Source organism: Streptomyces sp. NPDC024698, from assembly GCF_055559015.1.
Window position 1 is genome coordinate 525,512 of record NZ_JBVHLK010000004.1, and the last position, 19,295, is coordinate 544,806.

Sequence of the window (19,295 nt, forward strand, 5' to 3'; positions counted from 1 at the left end):
GGCGGGAGACACCGCCCGCCCGACGCCCCCCACCAGCAGTCCCGCCACCCCGGAGGACGCCATGAGCAGCACGACCGTCATCACCAACATCGCCAGTCTGGTCACCAACGATCCCTCCCAAGGTGACGGATCCCCGCTCGGTCTGATCCAGGACGCGGCCGTCGTCATCGACGGCGACCGTGTCGCGTGGACCGGTGAATCAAGCAAAGCACCCGCCACTGACAACCGGGTCGACGCCGGCGGCCGCGCGGTGATCCCGGGCTTCGTCGACTCCCACTCCCACCTGGTCTTCGCGGGCGACCGCACCCAGGAGTTCAACGCCCGCATGTCCGGCCGCGCCTACAGCGCCGGCGGCATCCGCACCACCGTCGCCGCCACCCGCGCCGCCTCCGACGAGGAACTGGAGCGCAACCTCACCCGGTACCTTCGCGAGGCCCTCCGCCAGGGCACCACCACGTTCGAGACCAAGTCGGGCTACGGACTGACCGTCCGGGACGAGGCCCGCGCCCTGCGCATCGCCGCCTCGCACACCGACGAGGTCACCTACCTCGGCGCCCACATCGTCTCGCCGGACTACGCCGACGACCCGGCCGGCTACGTCGCCCTGGTGACCGGTGAGATGCTCGACGCCTGTGCCCCGTACGCCCGTTGGGTGGACGTCTTCTGCGAGAAGGGCGCCTTCGACGGCGACCAGGCCCGCGCGATCCTCACGGCCGGCAAGGCCAAGGGCCTGCACCCGCGCGTACACGCCAACCAGCTCTCGTACGGCCCCGGCGTCCAGCTCGCCGTCGAACTGGACGCGGCGAGCGCCGACCACTGCACGCATCTGACGGACGCGGACGTGGACGCCCTGGCGAGCGGCGACACCGTGGCGACGCTCCTGCCCGGCGCCGAGTTCTCCACCCGCGCCGAGTGGCCCGACGCCCGCTGGCTGATCGACGCCGGTGTCACCGTGGCCCTGTCCACCGACTGCAACCCCGGCTCGTCCTTCACCTCGTCCGTGCCCTTCTGCATCGCGCTCGCGGTACGGGACATGCGGATGACCCCGGACGAGGCCGTGTGGTCCGCGACGGCGGGCGGCGCGCGGGCACTGCGCCGGGACGACGTCGGCCGGATCGCGCCGGGCGCCTACGCCGACCTGACCCTGCTGGACGCGCCCAGCCACGTCCACCTCGCCTACCGTCCGGGCGTCCCGCTGGTCACCGGCGTCTGGCGGCGCGGAGTCCGCGAGATCTGAGCCCGCCGACGGGGGCGGGCGGGTCCACGGCCGCCTCAGGCCTTGCCGGCGCGCCAGCGCTGGCCCGTGCCCCCGTTCAGCGGCACCAGGGACAGCCCGCCGTCCCCGTCCGGCGTCACCGCCGTCTCGATGGCCACGGCCGGGCGGATCACCCCGTCCCCGTCGACGGTGAAGCGGAGGTTGTCGCCGTGGTCGCCGTCGAGCGAGGAGCACTCCCAGATCCCCACCCCCTTGTCGACGGAGCCGCGGCTGTCGAGGCAGAAGTCGTCGTCGGCGGCCGACCGCAGGGAACCGCTGCCGTTGTCCACGCGCCAGCGCTGGGTGGAGGAGGACGTGCAGGGCGCCGTGACCACGTCGGTGCCCTTCTCGAAGTCGCCGTCGCGGACGTCCAGACACAGGCCCGAGGCGACGTTCACCACCTGTGTGGAGGCGCCGCCCGGCGGACGCGGGACGACGGTCGGGGTCGGCTTCGGGCCCGGTGACCTCGGCGGCGCCGAACTGGGGGACGGCGAGGGCGACGCGGAGGTAGCCGAAGGAGAGGGCGAGGCCGAGGGCGTGGGGGCCGAAGGGGTGACCGGAACCGTCGCCGTGACGGTCACCGCGGGCGGGCCCGAGGGCGTGCCGACCGAGCCCGCCGCGCCCGTGGACGGCGACCCGCCCGAGGACAGCAGCAGGAACAGGACCGGCGCCAGGGCCACACCGAGCGCCGCCGCCGAGGTCAGGACGACCCGTCGGGAGAGCGGCCGGGGCAGCATCGACGACCGGGGGCCGACGGTGAGTACGGGCGGTACAGCTCCCGCCTCCGGCAGGTCGTTCGTGACGTACGCGGTGCCCGCCCAGGGCAGCAGACCCTCGGCCAGGGCCGTGCGGGGATGGTCGCGCAGGGCGGTCAGTTCCTCGTACGCGGCCGAACAGTGCGCGCAGTGCGCCATGTGGGTGTTGAGGTCCGTGCTGGAGCGGGGGTTGTCGGGTCGCACCGACTCCTCGATCAGCCGGCGGAAGTCCCCGCAGCGCGGATCGTCCGACGCGGCCAGCCGATGTCTCAGACAGGCCTGGCCCAGGGACTGGAGCGCCTGGTCGGTGCCGTACGTGACGTCCTCGGGGGTGAGGCCGAGCAGGACCGCCGTCCGCCGTGCGGGCTCGCGCTCCACGACGGCGTACCAGATGAGGCCCTGGGCGCGGGAGGGGAGGGACTGGAAGGCGGGGAGCAGGGAGGGGACCGGGCCCGAGGCGCCCGCGGTGCTGAGGACGAGGAGCAGTCCGGGGTCGAGGCCCGCGGCCCGCTGGTCCCGGGCCCACGAGGCGGCCGTCCGCCCCGCCAGCAGCAGGAGCTGGTGCCGCCAGGGAACGTTCGGGTCGATGCCGCGCGCGGTCTCGCGGGCCGCGAGGGTGAAGGTCTGCGCGGCGAGCTGTCCTGCTCCGGACTCGCCGGTGGTGCACAGCCGGGCGTAGGCGAGGACCGGGTCGCGGTGGCGCGCGCGGAGTTCCTGGAGTGCCGTGTACGCCGTCGAGGTTCCGCCGCGCAGCAGCTCGGTCAGCCGTGCGTCGGACGCCTCCGCGGCCCGGCCTTCCCCCTCGGCCGCGGTTCCTCCGCCGGCAGGGTCGTCCTGCGCCATGTCCGTCCGCCTCCCCGCCCTTGGTGCACGCTCGTCCCGTCCTGACGTACCGGCCAGTTTGGGATGCCCATAGTGACGGGATCGGTCGTGTGGGGAAAGAGGTGTCGGACAAAGATTCCATGGGAGCGCTCTCAACCAGCCGCCGCACCAGGGGAGTTGTCCGTGATGTGCGGAGGGCGCCGATGTGCGGAGCGCGCCGACGTGCGGAGGCCGCTGTGGGGTCCGGCGGGGGCGGGAAAGACGGAGCGGCCCGGCGCTCTCGGCGCCGGACCGCCCGGATACGCGGCCTCGTGGACCGCGAAGTCCGTTCACTCCTCGACGGTCAGGCCCTTCCGGAGTCGCACGAGGGTGCGCGACAGCAGTCGGGAGACATGCATCTGGGAGATGCCGAGTTCGTCGCCGATCTCGGACTGGGTCATGTTCGCCACGAACCGCAGCGAGAGGATCTGCCGGTCGCGCTGCGGGAGTTCCGCGATGAGCGGCTTGAGGGACTCCACGTACTCGATGCCCTCCAGTCCGTTGTCCTCGTAGCCGATGCGGTCCGCGAGCGCGCCCTCGGAGTCGTCCTCCTCGGGCTGGGCGTCCAGTGAACTGGCCGTGTAGGCGTTCGACGCGGCCATGCCCTCGACGACCTCGTCGCGGCTGATGCCGAGCCGTTCCGCGAGCTCGTTCACGGTCGGGGCGCGGTCGAGGCGCTGGGCCAGTTCGTCGCCGGCCTTGGCCAGGTCGAGCCGGAGCTCCTGGAGCCTGCGGGGGACCCGTACCGACCAGGAGGTGTCGCGGAAGAAGCGCTTGATCTCGCCGATGATCGTCGGCATGGCGAAGGTGGGGAACTCGACGCCCCGGCTCAGCTCGAAGCGGTCGATCGCCTTGATCAGGCCGATGGTGCCGACCTGGATGATGTCCTCCATCGGCTCGCTGCGGGAGCGGAAGCGGGAGGCGGCGAACTTCACCAGCGCGAGGTTGAGTTCGACGAGCGTGTTGCGGACGTACGCGTAGTCGTGCGTGCCCTCTTCGAGGGACTCCAGCCGCGCGAAGAGCGTCTTGGACAGAGCCCGCGCGTCCACCGGCCCCACCTTGTCGAACGGGGGGATCTCCGGGAGGCCGGCGAGTCCGGTGAGTGCGTCGGTTCCGTCGGTTCCGGGTCCGTCGACGTGCTCCGGGTTTCGCGGAGAAGGTGCCGACGTCGCCGTCAGGGTCTGCGATGCGTCGAGCCGGGGTGACATGTGTCCTCCATCGTTCTCGGCATATGGCCGCCGATGCCAATACGTGCACTGCGGTGTGCGGCGCCTCCAAAGCCGGCCGGGTCGGATAGGTGTCTCTTCTAGCCCTATCCGGTTTCCCGAACTCACCGCAAGTGTCATACCGGGTGAAATGTCCCTTTCGATAGGGTTGTTCGGGTGTCGGGTGCCGTAGAGAAGGCGTAGTGTTCGAGTGCGTACGTCAGTAGTCGCGACACTCGGGAGACAGACGGCATGGACCGCGGGACGGTCGGCAGCACACAATCTGGCCGGCTTCTTGTCGAGGTGCGGGAAGAGGGCGCGAGTGCTGTCGTGACCCCCGCGGGTGAGCTCGATCACCACACGGCGGATCTGTTGCGTGAGCCACTCGATGAGTGCCTCGACAAGGGATACGCGCGATTGGTCATCGACTGCTCCCGGCTGGAGTTCTGTGACTCCACCGGGCTCAATGTGCTGCTCGGCGCCCGGCTGAAGGCCGAGACCGCGGGCGGCGGGGTGCATCTGGCCGCGATGCAGCCGGTGGTCGCGCGCGTCTTCGAGATCACCGGGGCGGAGGCCGTCTTCACCGTCCACGACACGCTCGAAGCGGCCCTCTCCGGCTGATCCGCGGGCTCTCGGTCATGTCCCGGCCTCCGTCCCAGGTCCCCCCGCGTGTCCGGCGCGTTGCCCGCGTCACAGGCTCCGTGGCGAATACGTGGGTGTTCGCACGGTTCCGTCGGGCAGGAGACATCCTGGGCGGGTCGGTGGTCCAGGGACCGACGCGGCGGAAGTTGTTGATCCACGAGCGGCGAAAGCCGTTGATCCATCCGTACTGAGTACTGCGTACTGAGTCTTGAATCGTGAACCGGTGAATCGGTGAGGTGAAGCGCTGATGAGCACCACCCGGCCCTGCTCGCCGGGCGACCGCGGCCCGGAGTCGGGCGACGGCGGCGCTTCCGCGGTGCCCGCGCGGAGCGGGGCGCCCGTGGACAGCATGACGCCCGTCGACGACGCCGGCCCGGCCCCCGCGTCCGCCGGCCGCCAGGTCCGCACGCTGGGCCTCGTCGGCGAGAGCGGCGTCGTGCCGCTCGCCCGCGACTTCGCCCGGCAGGCGCTGTACGCGTGGGGCTGGCTGCCCGCGCCGAGCGCCGACTTGCGGGCGGCCGCCGAGGACGTCCTGCTGGTCGTCTCCGAGCTGGTCACCAACGCCTGTCTGCACGCCGAGGGCCCGGACGAACTCCGGATCTCCTGTGACAACAAGGTGCTGCGCATCGAGGTCTCCGACCGGGGATCCGGCCAGCCCGCCCCGCGCACCCCGCACCGCGCGGGGCGTCCCGGCGGCCACGGCATGTTCATCGTGCAGCGGCTCTGCCTGGACTGGGGGGTCGTCCGGCTGCCCGGAGTGACGGGCAAGACGGTCTGGGCGGAACTGGGTGCACCCGCGTAACGGCGCGCCCTGACGCGCCCGGGCCCCGAGCCCGGCCCGTCGCCCCGCTCTGACCTGCCGGCCGCTCGGATGCACCGGGTCGGCCCGTCCGCCGGCTCCACGGGGCGGGGGTCCGGCCCATCCGGCCGCTCCCGGGTGTCCAGCCGCGGCCGCCGCCCTGGTGCCCCCAGCCTCGCCCCGCCCCGGGCGTCCCCGGCCCCCCATAGCCCCCGGCCGCCCTCCTTCGGCCGCCCGCGGTTCGGATGCTTCCTCGTGTGGCGCCGGCCGTGTACCGGGTCCTCGTGGATCCGGGGCGCACTGTGTCTTCCCTCCACAAGGCCCCGGGCGTACCTTGACGGCCGATCTGATGTTCCGTCAGAAATCGGCGAGGACGCCGTCAGGAATGAGGGGCAGGCCCGTGTCGTACCGGACGTACCAGAAACGAACCGCCGCGCTCGCGTTCGCCGCGGCCCTGGCCGGCTCGGCGGTGCTGACGGCCGCCCCCGCAGCCCAGGCCGACGTGGTGGACGTCAACTACCAGTGCAAGACGCCGATCGGCGACAAGAGCGCCGTCTCTCCCATCGACATCAAGGGCGTCAAGAGCGGCGGCTCCTACAAGCTCACCATGTCCTGGCAGAAGGGCGTCTCCTCCAGCCCGGTCGAACTCGGCAAGGGCGCGATGACACCGAGCGCCGTCATCAAGGTGGGCGGCGCGGACAGCGGCACGGTGGCGGTCAGCGGTGCGGCGAACGCGGCCGCCATCCCCGCCAACACCCCCATAAAGATCAATGACCTGAGCGGGACCTACACGCCGAGGAAGTCCGGCAAGGTCACCTTCACCGCGGGTGTCCTGACCATCAAGGCCCTCGGCACCACGACCACGTGCACGCCCTCGAACAGCCCAGGACCCTCGCTGACCCTCGACGTCACGGCGGCCGGCGGTTCGGGCTCCACCTCGGGCTCGTCGACCTCGGGCTCCTCCTCCGGTTCCGGCTCCAGCGGTTCCGGCTCCGGCGGCTCCCTCCCGCAGACCGGCCCCGAGGACTCCGTGATCGCCCTCGGCACCCTCGGCGGCACGGTGCTCCTCGCCGGAGCGGCCGGCGTGCTGTGGCTGACGCGCAGGCATCAGGCGGTACGCCGCTGACCGTCCCAGCACCACGACCTGGAGCCGCCGCATGCCGTACGCACTCCCCGCCGCCCGCGTGCTGGGCCTGACCCTGGTGCTGCTGAGCGCGGCACCGACGGCCCTGGCCGCCGAGGGCTGGTCCGTCGTGCCGGCCGCGGACGGCGCGGTGGACGGACGGCCCTCCGTCTACGCGGAGGGCGCGCCCGGCGCGGTCCTCCAGGACGCGGTGTCCGTGCTCAACCCGGGGGCGCGGCCGCTCACCGTCCGGCTGCGCGGCGCCGACGCGGACGCGGACGACACCGTCCACGGCGCCTTCACCGTGCGGGAACGGCCGGCGGACGCGGGCGCCTGGATCGCCTTCGCCGCACACGCGCACGGCCGCAGGACCGCGGTGCGGGAACTGTCCGTACGGGTGCCGGCGCACACCCGTGCCGACGTGCCGTTCACCATCGGCGTCCCGGCCGGGGTGGCGCCCGGTGACCATCCCGGCGCGATCCTCGCGAGCGGCGGCGGGCGCACCTCGGAGGTCCGGGTCCGGCTCCGGGTTCCGGGACCTGCGTTGCCGGCGCTGACGGTCGAGCACATCAGGGTGGGCGGCGGGCGGATCTCGTACGAACTGGTCAACCGCGGCACCACGGTCCTCGCACCCTCTCTCGCCGTGCACGCCGACGGGGTCTTCGGGACCCTGCTCGACCGGGGCCCGCGTGCCCTGCCCGTCGAGCTGCCGCCGGGCGGCCGGGTCACGCTCCACGAGGCGTGGACCGGGCCGCCGGCCCTGGACGCGGCCGATGTGCGGCTGACGGTGACGGCGGCGGGCGGCGTGCGCTCGACGGGGACCGCGTCGGTCCGGTTCGTGCCGTGGGGGGCGGTGGCCGGGGCGGGCGGTGCCCTGGTGGCGCCGGCGGCCCTGTTCGCCGTACGACGGCGGAGGCGGGCCGGGGTGCGTGGGCGGTGGCGTCGCGAGCGCCGGGCGCGAGACGGCGGGGCCGGTGAACAGCCCGGCACGGAGGTCGAGTTGACGGGAGCGGTGTCGTGAGCGTCCTGGGCGGCAAGCTGCGGGCGGTGGTGTCGGCGGCGGTGCTGGTGCTCGTCCTGGTCCCCTTGGCGGGGGTGGCCTCGGCGTTCCCGGCGTCCGCCGCCGGGAAGCCGGGTGTCACCCTGTCCAGGTCCGAGGCGGGGACGGGCGGTTCGGTCACCGTCACCGGCAGCGGATGGCGGCCCGGGACCCTGCTGATGATGCTGGTCTGCGGGCAGTCCGTGCCCTCGCGCGGGGTGATCGGCGGCACCAACTCCTGCGCCAACGCCGACGGACGGGCCGTCACCACCGACGCGAAGGGCGGCTTCAGCAGGAAGCTGCCGGTGACCGAGCCGCCCGTGCCCTGTCCCTGCGTGGTGCACGTCGCCACCGTCACCGGTGAGAAGGCCGAGGCCGACGCCGTGTTCATGGTGGCCGGCCACGCGGTGGAGCCGCTGCCGAAGCAGGTGGGCGGCGGCCGGATCGCGGTGCTGACCGACACCCGGCTCGACGGATCGAGCGGTCTGCTGACCTGGTTCGGCTCGCCGCCCTCGCGCACCCTCGTGCTCACCGTGGGCAACGTGGGCACCGCCCCCGCGAAGAACCCGGTCTTCCAGATCGGCACCGCCCACGGGGTGTTCGCCCCGCAGTGGGAGGAACAGCAGTGGCGCGGCACCGTCGCGCCCGGCCGCAAGGCGCAGATCAGGATCCCGGTCGAACTGTCGGCCGGGGCGCACGGCGACTACACGGTCTCGCTGCGGTACGGCGGGAAGGTGATCGCCGAGCAGCCGTGGGGCGTGGGCCGCCCCTGGGGCGTCACCCTCTTCTGGATCCTGCTCTGCGTGGTCGTCCCGGCCGCGCTGTTCCGGATCGGCATGGCCGTGGTGGACCGGGTGCGTCCCCGCGGGCCGGCCGGGCGGGCCGGGCGGCACCGGGGGCTGAGGCCGGCCGAGCTCACCCTGCGCCTGCCCTGGACGAGCCCCGCCCCGCGCCCGTCGGAGGACCCCTCGGCCTCCGGGGTTCCGGCCCTGCCCTGGTTCACCCCCGGCAGCGATCCGGGGACCGGGGCGAACCGTCAGCTCTCCGCACCGCACGAGAACGGTCCGACGACGCAGACGAGGAAGGGGCATACGTGAGCACGCTACGGAGAGTGGTACCGGCCCGAGGCCGCAGAGCGGGCGCGGCCGGGGTCGCGCTGATGCTCGGCGGTGCGGGCGTCCTGCTGGGGGTGGCCGCCGTTCCGGCGCAGGCCGCCGAGGTGTCGTACAGCACGGAGTGCATTCCGCCCGCGATCTCCGGGCTGCCCGCCGTGGAGGGCACCACGAAGGTGGAGATCACCGCGCCCGCCGAGGCGAAGGTGGGGGACGAGGTCACCATCACCTGGAAGTTCACCCAGGCCGCCTCGAAGAACCCCGACGTCCTCGATCTCGACGCGAACACCGTCAAGCCCACCGGGACGCTGAAGGCGGGCGGCGCGCAGACGGCCGGCATCGCGATGGAGGGGCCGCGGACGAACCCGGCGATCCCCAAGAACAGCGACATGAAGCTGTCCGACATGACGGGCAAGCTGAAACTGACGGCGGTGGGGGACGTCACGCTCACCCCGGACGCGTACGACATCAATGTCAGCAAGCCGATCTCCACCGACACCAAGTGCACGCCCAAGGAGACGGTGCACCCCTCGGCGACCATCAAGGTGACGAGCGGTGGCGGGACGGGCGGCACCCCGACCCCGACTCCGACCCCGACTCCCACCCCGACGCCGAGCGGGTCCCTCACCCCGTCGCCGAGCGGCAGCGCGACCGGCGGAAGCGACACCGGCGGTTCCGGCGGCGGGCAGAGCGACTTCACGGGCAAGGAGGTCGCCGTCCCGTACGCGTGCAAGACGCCTATCGGAGACAAGAACGCCACCTCGCCGGTGCGGATCGACGCCCGGAGGAACGGCGGGAGCTACGACCTCACCGTGCGGTTCAAGGGGTCCGTGATGGACAGCCCGGCCGACATCCCCGCCAACTCGGTCAAGCCGTCGATGGAGGTCGTGCTCGGCGGCGCCGACAAGGGCACCGTGCACGTCGAGGGCCCGGCCAACTCCGCGGCGATCAAGTCCGGCGACCCGATCGAGATCCCCGATCTGACGGGCACCTACAAACCGGGCGCCACCGGATCGTCGACCCTGTCCCCGGGCGTGCTGACGGTGATGGCCCTGGGCACGACGACGACCTGCACCCCGACCACGTCCGAGGTCTCGCTGACCCTGGACACCGCACAGCAGGCGAGCGGCGCCTCGGGCGGCGGGTCCACCTCGTCCGGCTCCGGCTCCGCCGGTACGTCCTCCGGCGGGCTCGCGGAGACGGGCTCCGACAGCCACGGAGCCCTGGAGGCGCTCGCCCTGGTGGCCGGCACGGTCGTCCTGCTGGGCGGCGCGGTCTTCACGTTCATGCCGGGCCGCCGCGGCCGGTGACCGAGGCGGTGCGGCCACGGGCCGGCCGCGGGAACGGCGAAGGGCCGCCGCACCGAACGGTGCGACGGCCCTTCGCCGGATGCCGGAGCGGACGTCAGTGGACGTCGCCCATGAGCGCCTTGACCTTCTTGCGGTACATCCACACCGCGGCACCGGCGATCACGGCGAGCGTGGCCTCCAGCGCGACGATGCCCGTCTTGTTGAGGTCGACGTTGGCGATGGAGAGCAGACCGGTCGTGGCGTCACCGGCGGTGACGGCCAGGAACCAGACACCCATCATCTGGGAGGCGTACTTCGCCGGAGCCATCTTCGTGGTGACCGAGAGGCCGACCGGGGAGAGCGTCAGCTCACCGACGGTCTGCACGAAGTAGATCGCCACCAGCCACATCGCGGCCGCCTTGTGACCGCCCTCGGCGATCGTCAGCGGGGCCAGGAAGAGGAAGAACGAGGCGCCGATCAGGATCAGGCCCGAGGCGAACTTCGTCGCCGTGCTCGGCTCCTTGCCGCGCTTGTTCATCCACAGCCACGCCCAGGCGAAGACCGGGGCGAGCGCCATGATCATGACCGGGTTGACCGACTGGTACCAGGAGACCGGGAACTCCCAGCCGAAGATCGTGTTCTTCGCCGACTCGTCAGCGAAGATCGACATCGTCGAGCCGCCCTGGTCGTAGATCATCCAGAAGACGGCCGCGGCGACGAAGAACCAGATGTACGCGGACATCTTCGACTGGTCGGCACGGTCCAGGGACTTGTCCCGCTTGATGCGTCCGATGACCATGACGGGGATGAGCAGACCGGCGATCGTGATCGGGACCAGCAGCCAGTTCAGCGTGTAGTGGCCGGAGAAGCCGACGATCGCGTAGAAGACGACGGCGACAGCGGCCCACAGCGCGGACTTGCGCAGGGTCGAGGACTTCTCCTCGGCGGTCAGGGGCGTGGGGACCTCGTGCGAGCGGGCGCTGAGGTGACGGCCGCCGAGCAGGTACTGGATGAGACCCAGCGCCATGCCGAGCGCGGCGAGGGCGAAGCCCAGGTGCCAGTTCACGTTCTCGCCGACGGTGCCGATGATCAGCGGAGCGGCGAAGGCGCCGAGGTTGATGCCGACGTAGAACAGCGTGAAGCCACCGTCGCGGCGCGCGTCGTCCGGGCCGTCGTAGAGGTGGCCCACCATCGTGGAGATGTTGGCCTTCAGCAGACCGGAACCGATCGCCACGAGGCCGAGGCCGCCGTAGAAGGTGCCGGAGGAGGGGAGAGCCAGCGTGAGGTGGCCCAGCATGATGATCACACCCGCGACGGCGACCGTCTTACGGGGGCCGAGGACACGGTCGGCGAACCAGCCGCCCGGCAGGGCGAGCAGGTACACGAGGGAGAGGTACACCGAGTAGATCGCGGTCGCGGTGGCCGCGCTGAGGTGCAGACCGCCCGGTGCCACCAGGTACAGCGGGAGCAGTGCCTTCATCCCGTAGTAGGAGAAACGCTCCCACATCTCGGTCATGAAGAGAGTGGCCAGTCCGCGGGGGTGGCCGAAGAAGGTCTTCTCGGAGGAACCGGAGATTCCCGGAGTCGCCGAGTCCTTCGTCAGGCTGGACGCCATGGTCGATCCTTGCTGGTCGGGACGCGCTGTTGGGGGGTCCCCTCGCTCAGGTGGAAACCGAGAGTCCGGGGGAAGTACGCGCCCATGGGGGGCGGCCGGCACCGGCGGGGCTCGGCGTCCTTCCCCACGCCCATGGGGAATCCGCCCCGGAGTCCGGGAGCGATGGACGGCGACCACCGGGATCCACGCCCGTCGCGCATCAGCGCGTCCGGGCCCGGCCACAGGTCTTTCCTTCAAGGCTGGCTGACACCAGCCCGCACACAGAAGAGACCTTCAGCATCAAGTTCCAGCCAAAGGTCCCGAAGGAGTGCATCAGGCGTCCGGTCACCATACGACATCACAATGCCCCATATGGAAGGACTTGAGATATGGATCACAGGCGATCGTGGAACCGCGGACGATCATTCGAAGGTGTCAGTAAGGATCTCATCCCGAACCCACAGGTAAGAAACACCCGGACGGCGGGTGTGAATCACGGAGGCGGATCACTGCCCGGGCGCCCTTGATGGCGGACTACCATCACCCCATGACCCGTGTACTGCTCGCCGAGGACGACGCGTCCATCTCGGAGCCGCTGGCCCGTGCCCTGCGCCGGGAGGGTTACGAGGTCGAAGTCCGCGAGGACGGACCCACCGCGCTCGACGCCGGAATGCAGGGCGGCGTCGACCTGGTCGTCCTGGACCTCGGACTGCCCGGCATGGACGGCCTGGAAGTCGCCCGCCGGCTTCGCGCCGAGGGCCACACCGTGCCCATCCTCATCCTCACCGCGCGCGCCGACGAGGTGGACACCGTCGTCGGCCTCGACGCCGGCGCCGACGACTACGTCACCAAGCCGTTCCGGCTCGCGGAACTCCTCGCCCGGGTACGGGCGCTGCTCAGGCGCGGCGCCGCCGAGCCCCAGCAGCCGCCCGCCACCCACGGCGTACGCATCGACGTCGAGTCGCACCGTGCCTGGATGGGCGACGAGGAACTCCAGCTCACGGCGAAGGAGTTCGACCTCCTGCGGGTCCTGGTCCGGGACGCGGGCCGTGTCGTCACCCGCGACCAGCTCATGCGCGAGGTCTGGGACACCACGTGGTGGTCCTCCACCAAGACCCTCGACATGCACATCTCCTGGCTCCGCAAGAAGCTCGGCGACGACGCGGCCAACCCCCGCTACATCGCGACGGTACGAGGCGTCGGCTTCCGCTTCGAGAAGAGCTGAGCCGGCGGCCTCCGCCTCGCCGGGAAGCACGGCGCGGCGGAGGACTCACGGGAGCGGCTGAGGCCCGACCGGTCCGGGCGGCGGGGGGAATCCCGCGCCGCCGGACCGGCGGCGAGCCCGGGCCGGAGCGGCGAACGTGCACACTGGTCCCCGTACAGCCATCTGCCCGGAGGGCCCCGTGCGTCGCCGTCTGATCCAGTCCACCCTCGCCGTCGTCCTCGTGGTGATCGCCGTCTTCGGGGTCTCCCTCGTCATCGTCGAGACCCGTACGATCAGCAACAGCGCCCAGGAGCGTGTGGACTCCGAGGCGCTGCGGCTGGCCAGCATCGTGGACAGCCGCATCCTCGGCGACGAGAACATCACCGGCGAGACGTTCAAGAACCAGGTCACCGACCGGCGCTACGCCGTGATCAGGATTCCGGGCCGCGATCCCATCGAGGCCGGCACCCAGCCCACCGGCGACGTCATCCAGTACACCGCCAGGGGTGAGTCGGGCGAGACCGTCACCGTCCAGGAGCCCCGCTCCTCGGTGACCAAGGAAGTCGGCCGCACCCTGCTGGTCATCGGCGCCGTCGCCCTGCTCGCGATCATCGCCGCCGTCCTGCTCGCCGTACGCCAGGCCAACCGTCTCGCCTCCCCGCTCACCGACCTCGCCGAGACGGCGGAACGGCTGGGCTCGGGCGACCCGCGACCGCGCCACAAGCGCTACGGCGTCCCCGAGCTCGACCGGGTCGCCGACGTGCTGGACAGCAGTGCCGAGCGCATCGGCCGCATGCTCACCGCCGAGCGCCGCCTCGCCGCCGACGCCTCCCACCAGCTGCGGACACCGCTGACGGCGCTGTCCATGCGCCTGGAGGAGATCACCCTCACCGACGACCCCGACACGGTCAAGGAGGAGGCGACGATCGCGCTGACGCAGGTGGAGCGCCTCACCGACGTGGTCGAGCGCCTGCTCACCAACGCCCGGGACCCGCGCACCGGCTCCGCCGTCTCCTTCGACCTCGACGAGGTCATCAAGCAGCAGCTGGAGGAATGGCGGCCCGCCTACCGCAGCGCCGGCCGCGCGATCGTCAGCTCGGGCAAGCGCCATCTCCAGGCGGTGGGCACCCCGGGCGCGGTCGCCCAGGTCCTCGCGGCACTGATCGAGAACTCCCTCATGCACGGCGGCGGCACCGTCGCGCTGCGCACCCGCGTGACCGGCAACCAGGCCGTCATCGAGGTCACCGACGAGGGCCCCGGCGTCCCCACCGACCTCGGCGCCCGCATCTTCGAGCGCACCATCAGCGGCCGCAACTCCACCGGCATCGGTCTCGCCGTCGCCCGCGACCTCGCGGAGGCCGACGGAGGGCGTCTGGACATGCTCCAGGCACAGCCGCCCGTCTTCGGCATGTTCCTGTCCCGCACCCCGCTCAAGCGCTCGCCCCGGCTCCCCGAGGACGACGAGGAGCGCACGGTCAGGTAGGGGAGAGACGCCGGGTCGGGGCGGCTCAGTTCACGCGGGCCCGCGGACGGCGCGTCCCCGGCTCGGGCACCTCGCCCAGGAACGCCTCGGCGCTGGCCACCGCCTCGCGGGCCGGAAGCGCCTGGAACACCCAGGTGCGGTAGGACCAGAAGCGGAAGAGCGTCGCGATGCCGATGCCCAGGAACTTGAAGACGTTGCTCTGGAGCGGGCTGTCCCAGCCGAAGCCGTACGTCGCCGCGTACAGCACGCCGTTCTCGATGACCAGGCCCACCACGCTGAACAGCAGGAAGAGCGTCAGTTCCTTGGTGCGCCCGCCCTTGTCACGGTCCCGGTAGGTGAAGTAGCGGAACCCGACGTAGTTGAAGACGATCGACACGACCGTCGCGATGACGCTGGCCCTCACGACCTGGAGGCCCGTGAGATGGCGTACGAGGTTGAACACGAGCAGGTTGACGAGCAGCCCCGCACCGCCCACCGCGCCGAACTTGGCGACCTCACGGAAGAGCAGGTCGAAGCGCTGCCGAACCGCGCTGCGGGGCCCCTCGTGAGGCCCCGATGAAGCACTGCCCATGGTGTCGCCAGCCCCTGTCGGTGGGTCTCGTGGTCGGCCGCGCCGGTGAACGCGCGGTGGAATGCGCCAACCAGCCCATGCTAACCAGCGCCCCCGCACGCTGCTTGTGCATGTGCTCACAGGTAAGAAAAGAGGCGGTCAGAGGCAGGGAAAATCGGGGCGTATCACCGCGCAAATCGGCCACTCTGGCGTGGCCGATACTCTTGGAGCGTGACGTTCCCGGTAGTCGGCATGGTCGGCGGTGGCCAGCTCGCTCGTATGACACACGAGGCGGGCATCCCGCTCGGCATCAAGTTCAAGCTCCTCAGTGACACTCCACAGGATTCCGCGGCGCAGGTCGTCGGCGAAGTCGTCATCGGCGACTACCGCGACCTCGACACGCTGCGCGACTTCGCGCGGGGCTGCGACGTGATCACCTTCGATCACGAGCACGTCCCCACCGAGCACCTGCGGGCCCTGGAGGCGGACGGCATCCCCGTCCGGCCCGGCCCCGACGCGCTCGTGCACGCCCAGGACAAGGGCGTCATGCGCGCGAAGCTCGACCAGCTCGGTGTGCCGTGCCCGCGGCACCGCATCGTGACGGACGTCGCGGACGTGGCCGCGTTCGCGGCGGAAGGCCTCGCGCAGGGCGAGGAGGGCGACGGCTTCCCCGTCATCCTCAAGACCGTCCGCGGCGGCTACGACGGCAAGGGCGTCTGGTTCGTCCGCTCCCTGGAGGAGGCCGCCGACCCGTTCCGTGCCGGCGTTCCCGTCCTCGCCGAGGAGAAGGTCGACTTCGCGCGCGAGCTCGCCGCGAACGTCGTCCGCTCCCCGCACGGCCAGGCCGTCGCGTACCCCGTCGTCGAGTCCCAGCAGGTCGGCGGCGTCTGCGACACCGTGATCGCCCCGGCACCCGGCATCGCCGAGGAGCTGGCCTTTCAGGCCCAGGAACTGGCGCTGCGCGTCGCCAAGGAACTCGGAGTCGTCGGCCACCTGGCCGTCGAGCTCTTCGAGACCCGCGACGGACGCATCCTCGTCAACGAACTGGCCATGCGCCCGCACAACTCGGGCCACTGGACCCAGGACGGCGCGGTCACCTCGCAGTTCGCCAACCACGTCCGCGCGGTCCTCGACCTCCCGCTCGGCGACCCGCGTCCGCGCGCCCGCTGGACGGTCATGGCGAACGTCCTCGGCGGCGACTTCCCCGACATGTACTCCGCGTACCTGCACTGCATGGCCCGCGACCCGCAGCTGAAGATCCACATGTACGGCAAGGACGTGAAGCCCGGCCGTAAGGTCGGCCATGTCAACACCTACGGCGACGACCTGGACGATGTCCTCGATCGCGCCCGGCACGCAGCCGGCTACCTGAGAGGCACGATCACCGAATGAGCCCCGTTGTAGGCATCGTCATGGGTTCGGACTCCGACTGGCCGGTCATGGAGGCCGCGGCGCAGGCGCTGGACGAGTTCGAGATCCCCTACGAGGTGGACGTCGTCTCCGCGCACCGCATGCCGCGCGAGATGATCGCGTACGGCGAGCATGCCGCGGAGCGCGGGCTCAAGGCGATCATCGCCGGCGCCGGCGGCGCGGCCCATCTTCCGGGGATGCTGGCCTCCGTCACCCCGCTGCCCGTCATCGGTGTGCCCGTCCCGCTCAAGTACCTCGACGGCATGGACTCGCTGCTCTCCATCGTGCAGATGCCGGCCGGTGTGCCGGTGGCGACCGTCTCCGTCGGCGGCGCCCGCAACGCCGGTCTGCTGGCCGCCCGGATGCTCGCCGCCCACGACGAGGAACTCCTCGCCCGGATGCGGGAGTTCCAGCAGGAGCTGAACGACCAGGCCACCGAGAAGGGCAAGCGGCTGCGCGCCAAGGCCGAGGGCGCCGGCGCCGGCTTCGGCTTCGGGAAGTGACGCGGATGCCCTCGTCCTCCCTGCCCTCGATCGACCGTGCCCGCGCCCTGCTCGACGAGTTCCCTGTCGTCGACGGACACAACGACCTGCCCTACGCGCTGCGGGAGCAGGTCCGCTACGACCTCGGTGCCCGTGACATCGCCACCGACCAGAGCGCCCACCTGCACACGGACCTGGCCCGGCTGCGCGCGGGCGGTGTCGGCGCGCAGTACTGGTCGGTGTACGTCCGCTCGGACCTGCCCGGCGCCCTCACCGCGACGCTGGAACAGATCGACTGCGTACGGCAGTTGATCGACCGGTATCCCGCCGACCTGCGGGCCGCGCTGACCGCCGCCGACATGGAGGCGGCCCGCGCCGAGGGCCGTATCGCCTCCCTCATGGGCGCCGAGGGCGGTCACTCGATCGACAACTCCCTCGCCGCCCTGCGCGGGCTGTCCGCGCTCGGCGTCCGCTACATGACCCTCACCCACAACGACAACATCGCCTGGGCGGACTCGGCGACGGACGTCCCCGTGGTGGGCGGCCTGTCCGCCTTCGGCCGTGAGGTCGTACGGGAGATGAACCGCGAGGGCATGCTCGTGGACCTCTCGCACGTGGCCGCGACGACGATGCGCGACGCGCTCGACACCTCCGTCGCGCCGGTGATCTTCTCCCACTCCTCGGCCCGCGCCGTGTGCGACCACCCGCGCAACATCCCGGACGACGTGCTGGAGCGGCTGCCCGCCAACGGGGGAGTGGCGATGGTGACGTTCGTACCGAAGTTCGTTCTCCAGGCGGCGGTCGACTGGACGGCCGCGGCCGACGACAACATGCGCGCGAACGGCTTCCACCACCTCGACACCACCGCCGAGGCCATGAAGGTCCACCGTGCCTTCGAGGAGGACCACCCGCGCCCCATCGCGACGGTGTCGACGGTCGCCGACCACCTCGACCACATGCGCGAGGTCGCGGGCATCGACCACCTCGGCATCGGCGGCGACTACGACGGCACGGCGTTCACCCCGGCCGGTCTCGACGACGTGTCCGGCTATCCGAACCTGATCGCCGAGCTCCTGGACCGCGGCTGGTCGTCCCCGGACGTGGCCAAGCTGACCTGGCGGAACGCCGTGCGCGTGCTGGGCGCCGCGGAGGACGTCTCCCGCGACCTCCGTGCCCGCCGGGCCCCGTCGAACGCGACGCTGGAACAACTGGACGGCTGAGGAGTCCGGCGGGACGCCCGAACCCCCCGGCCCCCGGTACGGGCCCGCCGTCCCGCCGGGTGCCTCGGTGCCTTCAGCAGGCGCAGAGGCAGAACGGGTGCCCGGCCGGGTCCGCGTACACCCGGAACGAGCGCGACCTGTCCTCCGTGTCCAGCGGGGTCGCGCCGAGCTCCAGCACGCCCTTCTCCGCCACGTCCAGGTCCTCGACGTTCAGGTCCAGATGCAGCTGCTGCGAGCCGTCGGGCGAGGGCCAGCGCGGCGGTACGTACCCGGGCGCGGCCTGGAACGCGAGCTTGCGGCCGCCGGGCAGGTCCAGGTCGATCCAGTCGGTCTCCTCCGTGATGGTGCCGCCCAGCACCCCCGCGTAGAACGCGGCGAGCGCGCGCGGGTCGGGACAGTCCAGGACGACGACGTCCAGTGTGGCGAGAGCCATGACTTCCTCCGTGGGATCTCCGGCAGTACCGATGCGTTACCCGCAAACGGTTCTTGCGGGTAACGGTTACTGCATGCTCCCGCATAGGAGGTAACGTCGCAACCATGAATGACCGAGCGCCCGCACCCGGCGGTCTGGCCCTCGTCCAGGCGCTGGTGAACACCCTGGACATCGAGTCGGGCGCCGACCTCCTGGACACGCCGGAGGGCCTGGCGCGGTTCGGGCTGACGGCGGGCGAGGCGGACGGGGCCCGTGAGCTGCGCGAGTCGCTGCGGGCGGTGTGCCTGGCGCACGCGGGCCATCCGGCGCACCGGGAGGTGACCCCGCTCGGGGAGCTGCTCGCCCGCGCGCCCCTGCGGGTGACGCTGGACGAGCACACGGGCGCCGCACGCCTGGTCCCCGCCGACGAGCAACCGGCCAAGGCCTCCGCCCCGGCCTCCGCTCCGGCTTCCCCTGCCTTCTCGCCTTCCCCGGCCGCACCGGCTCCCCGGGTCCCTTCGGCCCCTCCGGACCCCGCGGCCCCTCCAGCCCCCCTGGCCTTCCGTGTCGCCGCCGCGATCGCCGAGTCGCTGATCGAGGGCACCTGGCCGCGGCTCAAGGCCTGTGAGGCCCCGGCCTGCCACTGGGCGTACTACGACCGCTCACCGGCCGGCCGCGGCCGCTGGTGCTCGATGTCGGTGTGCGGGGCGCGCGCCAAGATGCGCCGCTACCGCGCCAAGTAGGCCCCGCGCGGCGGAAGATCTTGCGGGCGGCGGGACCGGAGGCCGGACACGGTCCGGCGGTCTCCGGCGGTGGCACAGCAAAGTGGTGCAGAATGCAAGCGGCGCCGCTCCGGCCGA

The 19,295-nt window shown here is 71.8% G+C and carries 18 protein-coding genes; 13 read left to right on the forward strand and 5 right to left on the reverse strand.

Translation table 11 applies throughout. The features are described from left to right. The first annotated feature begins 61 nt into the window (after positions 1-61). The gene (gene hutI / locus ACZ4AA_RS13265) at positions 62-1,237 is read left to right on the forward strand and encodes an imidazolonepropionase (RefSeq protein WP_467600155.1); all 1,176 of its coding nucleotides are present in this window, start codon (positions 62-64) and stop codon (positions 1,235-1,237) included. A 35-nt stretch (positions 1,238-1,272) separates the two neighbouring features. Here hutI and ACZ4AA_RS13270 read toward each other — a convergent pair whose 3' ends face one another. Together ACZ4AA_RS13270 and ACZ4AA_RS13275 are read right to left on the reverse strand one after the other, a co-directional pair. Then, complete coding sequence (locus tag ACZ4AA_RS13270) at positions 1,273-2,853, reverse strand: ricin-type beta-trefoil lectin domain protein (RefSeq protein WP_467600158.1); 1,581 nt, start codon at positions 2,851-2,853, stop codon at positions 1,273-1,275. Positions 2,854-3,161: 308 nt separating this feature from the next. Beyond that, positions 3,162-4,079: an RNA polymerase sigma factor SigF gene (locus tag ACZ4AA_RS13275; RefSeq protein WP_467600161.1), complete on the reverse strand. Its 918-nt coding sequence runs from the start codon at positions 4,077-4,079 to the stop codon at positions 3,162-3,164. A gap of 249 nt (positions 4,080-4,328) precedes the next feature. Between ACZ4AA_RS13275 and ACZ4AA_RS13280 the strand changes: the two genes are divergently transcribed. From ACZ4AA_RS13280 to ACZ4AA_RS13305, 6 genes are all read left to right on the forward strand, one after another. Then, entirely contained in the window at positions 4,329-4,697 is a 369-nt protein-coding gene (locus tag ACZ4AA_RS13280; protein WP_467600164.1) for an STAS domain-containing protein, read from the forward strand. Positions 4,698-4,965: 268 nt separating this feature from the next. After that, positions 4,966-5,520 carry an ATP-binding protein gene (locus tag ACZ4AA_RS13285; RefSeq protein ID WP_467600167.1) on the forward strand — a complete coding sequence of 185 codons (555 nt, stop codon included), beginning with the start codon at positions 4,966-4,968 and terminating at the stop codon, positions 5,518-5,520. A gap of 382 nt (positions 5,521-5,902) precedes the next feature. Further along, positions 5,903-6,643, forward strand: coding sequence for an LPXTG cell wall anchor domain-containing protein (locus ACZ4AA_RS13290; protein WP_467600170.1), 741 nt, complete (start codon positions 5,903-5,905; stop codon positions 6,641-6,643). Between the two features lie 31 nt (positions 6,644-6,674). Continuing rightward, complete coding sequence (locus ACZ4AA_RS13295) at positions 6,675-7,661, forward strand: COG1470 family protein (protein WP_467600173.1); 987 nt, start codon at positions 6,675-6,677, stop codon at positions 7,659-7,661. Positions 7,662-7,666: 5 nt separating this feature from the next. After that, positions 7,667-8,776, forward strand: coding sequence for a hypothetical protein (locus ACZ4AA_RS13300; protein WP_467600376.1), 1,110 nt, complete (start codon positions 7,667-7,669; stop codon positions 8,774-8,776). Positions 8,777-8,838: 62 nt separating this feature from the next. Next, positions 8,839-10,101 carry a hypothetical protein gene (locus ACZ4AA_RS13305; RefSeq protein ID WP_467600379.1) on the forward strand — a complete coding sequence of 421 codons (1,263 nt, stop codon included), beginning with the start codon at positions 8,839-8,841 and terminating at the stop codon, positions 10,099-10,101. A 94-nt stretch (positions 10,102-10,195) separates the two neighbouring features. On the opposite strand, the gene ACZ4AA_RS13310 is transcribed toward ACZ4AA_RS13305, so the two are convergent. Continuing rightward, positions 10,196-11,695 carry an oligopeptide:H+ symporter gene (locus ACZ4AA_RS13310; RefSeq protein WP_467600177.1) on the reverse strand — a complete coding sequence of 500 codons (1,500 nt, stop codon included), beginning with the start codon at positions 11,693-11,695 and terminating at the stop codon, positions 10,196-10,198. A 526-nt stretch (positions 11,696-12,221) separates the two neighbouring features. On the opposite strand from ACZ4AA_RS13310, the gene ACZ4AA_RS13315 reads away from it, so the two are divergent. Further along, the gene (locus tag ACZ4AA_RS13315) at positions 12,222-12,899 is read left to right on the forward strand and encodes a response regulator transcription factor (protein WP_018566970.1); all 678 of its coding nucleotides are present in this window, start codon (positions 12,222-12,224) and stop codon (positions 12,897-12,899) included. A gap of 178 nt (positions 12,900-13,077) precedes the next feature. Continuing rightward, positions 13,078-14,361 (forward strand): ATP-binding protein, encoded by a 1,284-nt coding sequence (locus ACZ4AA_RS13320; protein WP_467600180.1) that lies wholly within the window; start codon positions 13,078-13,080, stop codon positions 14,359-14,361. A gap of 25 nt (positions 14,362-14,386) precedes the next feature. Here the strand turns inward: ACZ4AA_RS13320 and ACZ4AA_RS13325 are convergent, their stop codons facing one another. After that, positions 14,387-14,932 carry a GtrA family protein gene (locus ACZ4AA_RS13325; protein WP_467600183.1) on the reverse strand — a complete coding sequence of 182 codons (546 nt, stop codon included), beginning with the start codon at positions 14,930-14,932 and terminating at the stop codon, positions 14,387-14,389. Between the two features lie 210 nt (positions 14,933-15,142). On the opposite strand from ACZ4AA_RS13325, the gene ACZ4AA_RS13330 reads away from it, so the two are divergent. The 3 genes from ACZ4AA_RS13330 to ACZ4AA_RS13340 are packed head-to-tail and all read left to right on the forward strand — an operon-like array spanning position 15,143 to position 18,023. Further along, a complete protein-coding gene (locus ACZ4AA_RS13330; RefSeq protein WP_467600186.1) occupies positions 15,143-16,303 on the forward strand; it encodes a 5-(carboxyamino)imidazole ribonucleotide synthase in 1,161 nt (386 codons plus the stop codon). Beyond that, a complete protein-coding gene (gene purE / locus ACZ4AA_RS13335) occupies positions 16,300-16,824 on the forward strand; it encodes a 5-(carboxyamino)imidazole ribonucleotide mutase (protein ID WP_467600189.1) in 525 nt (174 codons plus the stop codon). The genes ACZ4AA_RS13330 and purE overlap by 4 nt, the downstream gene beginning before the upstream one ends. 5 nt (positions 16,825-16,829) lie before the next feature. Further along, positions 16,830-18,023: a dipeptidase gene (locus tag ACZ4AA_RS13340; protein WP_467600192.1), complete on the forward strand. Its 1,194-nt coding sequence runs from the start codon at positions 16,830-16,832 to the stop codon at positions 18,021-18,023. Between the two features lie 73 nt (positions 18,024-18,096). Here ACZ4AA_RS13340 and ACZ4AA_RS13345 read toward each other — a convergent pair whose 3' ends face one another. Continuing rightward, positions 18,097-18,456: a VOC family protein gene (locus tag ACZ4AA_RS13345; protein WP_467600194.1), complete on the reverse strand. Its 360-nt coding sequence runs from the start codon at positions 18,454-18,456 to the stop codon at positions 18,097-18,099. 104 nt (positions 18,457-18,560) lie between these two features. On the opposite strand from ACZ4AA_RS13345, the gene ACZ4AA_RS13350 reads away from it, so the two are divergent. Continuing rightward, positions 18,561-19,178, forward strand: coding sequence for a CGNR zinc finger domain-containing protein (locus tag ACZ4AA_RS13350; protein ID WP_467600197.1), 618 nt, complete (start codon positions 18,561-18,563; stop codon positions 19,176-19,178). The last annotated feature ends 117 nt before the right edge of the window (positions 19,179-19,295 follow it).

Coding starts and splice junctions, on each gene's coding strand:
- ACZ4AA_RS13280 (WP_467600164.1), top strand. CDS start 4,329: ATGGACCGCGGGACGGTCGGCAGCACACAATCTGGCCGGCTTCTTGTC.
- ACZ4AA_RS13315 (WP_018566970.1), top strand. CDS start 12,222: ATGACCCGTGTACTGCTCGCCGAGGACGACGCGTCCATCTCGGAGCCG.
- ACZ4AA_RS13350 (WP_467600197.1), top strand. CDS start 18,561: ATGAATGACCGAGCGCCCGCACCCGGCGGTCTGGCCCTCGTCCAGGCG.
- ACZ4AA_RS13285 (WP_467600167.1), top strand. CDS start 4,966: ATGAGCACCACCCGGCCCTGCTCGCCGGGCGACCGCGGCCCGGAGTCG.
- ACZ4AA_RS13270 (WP_467600158.1), bottom strand. CDS start 2,853: ATGGCGCAGGACGACCCTGCCGGCGGAGGAACCGCGGCCGAGGGGGAA.
- ACZ4AA_RS13340 (WP_467600192.1), top strand. CDS start 16,830: ATGCCCTCGTCCTCCCTGCCCTCGATCGACCGTGCCCGCGCCCTGCTC.
- ACZ4AA_RS13310 (WP_467600177.1), bottom strand. CDS start 11,695: ATGGCGTCCAGCCTGACGAAGGACTCGGCGACTCCGGGAATCTCCGGT.
- hutI (WP_467600155.1), top strand. CDS start 62: ATGAGCAGCACGACCGTCATCACCAACATCGCCAGTCTGGTCACCAAC.
- ACZ4AA_RS13345 (WP_467600194.1), bottom strand. CDS start 18,456: ATGGCTCTCGCCACACTGGACGTCGTCGTCCTGGACTGTCCCGACCCG.
- ACZ4AA_RS13325 (WP_467600183.1), bottom strand. CDS start 14,932: ATGGGCAGTGCTTCATCGGGGCCTCACGAGGGGCCCCGCAGCGCGGTT.
- ACZ4AA_RS13295 (WP_467600173.1), top strand. CDS start 6,675: ATGCCGTACGCACTCCCCGCCGCCCGCGTGCTGGGCCTGACCCTGGTG.
- purE (WP_467600189.1), top strand. CDS start 16,300: ATGAGCCCCGTTGTAGGCATCGTCATGGGTTCGGACTCCGACTGGCCG.
- ACZ4AA_RS13290 (WP_467600170.1), top strand. CDS start 5,903: ATGAGGGGCAGGCCCGTGTCGTACCGGACGTACCAGAAACGAACCGCC.
- ACZ4AA_RS13305 (WP_467600379.1), top strand. CDS start 8,839: ATGCTCGGCGGTGCGGGCGTCCTGCTGGGGGTGGCCGCCGTTCCGGCG.
- ACZ4AA_RS13275 (WP_467600161.1), bottom strand. CDS start 4,079: ATGTCACCCCGGCTCGACGCATCGCAGACCCTGACGGCGACGTCGGCA.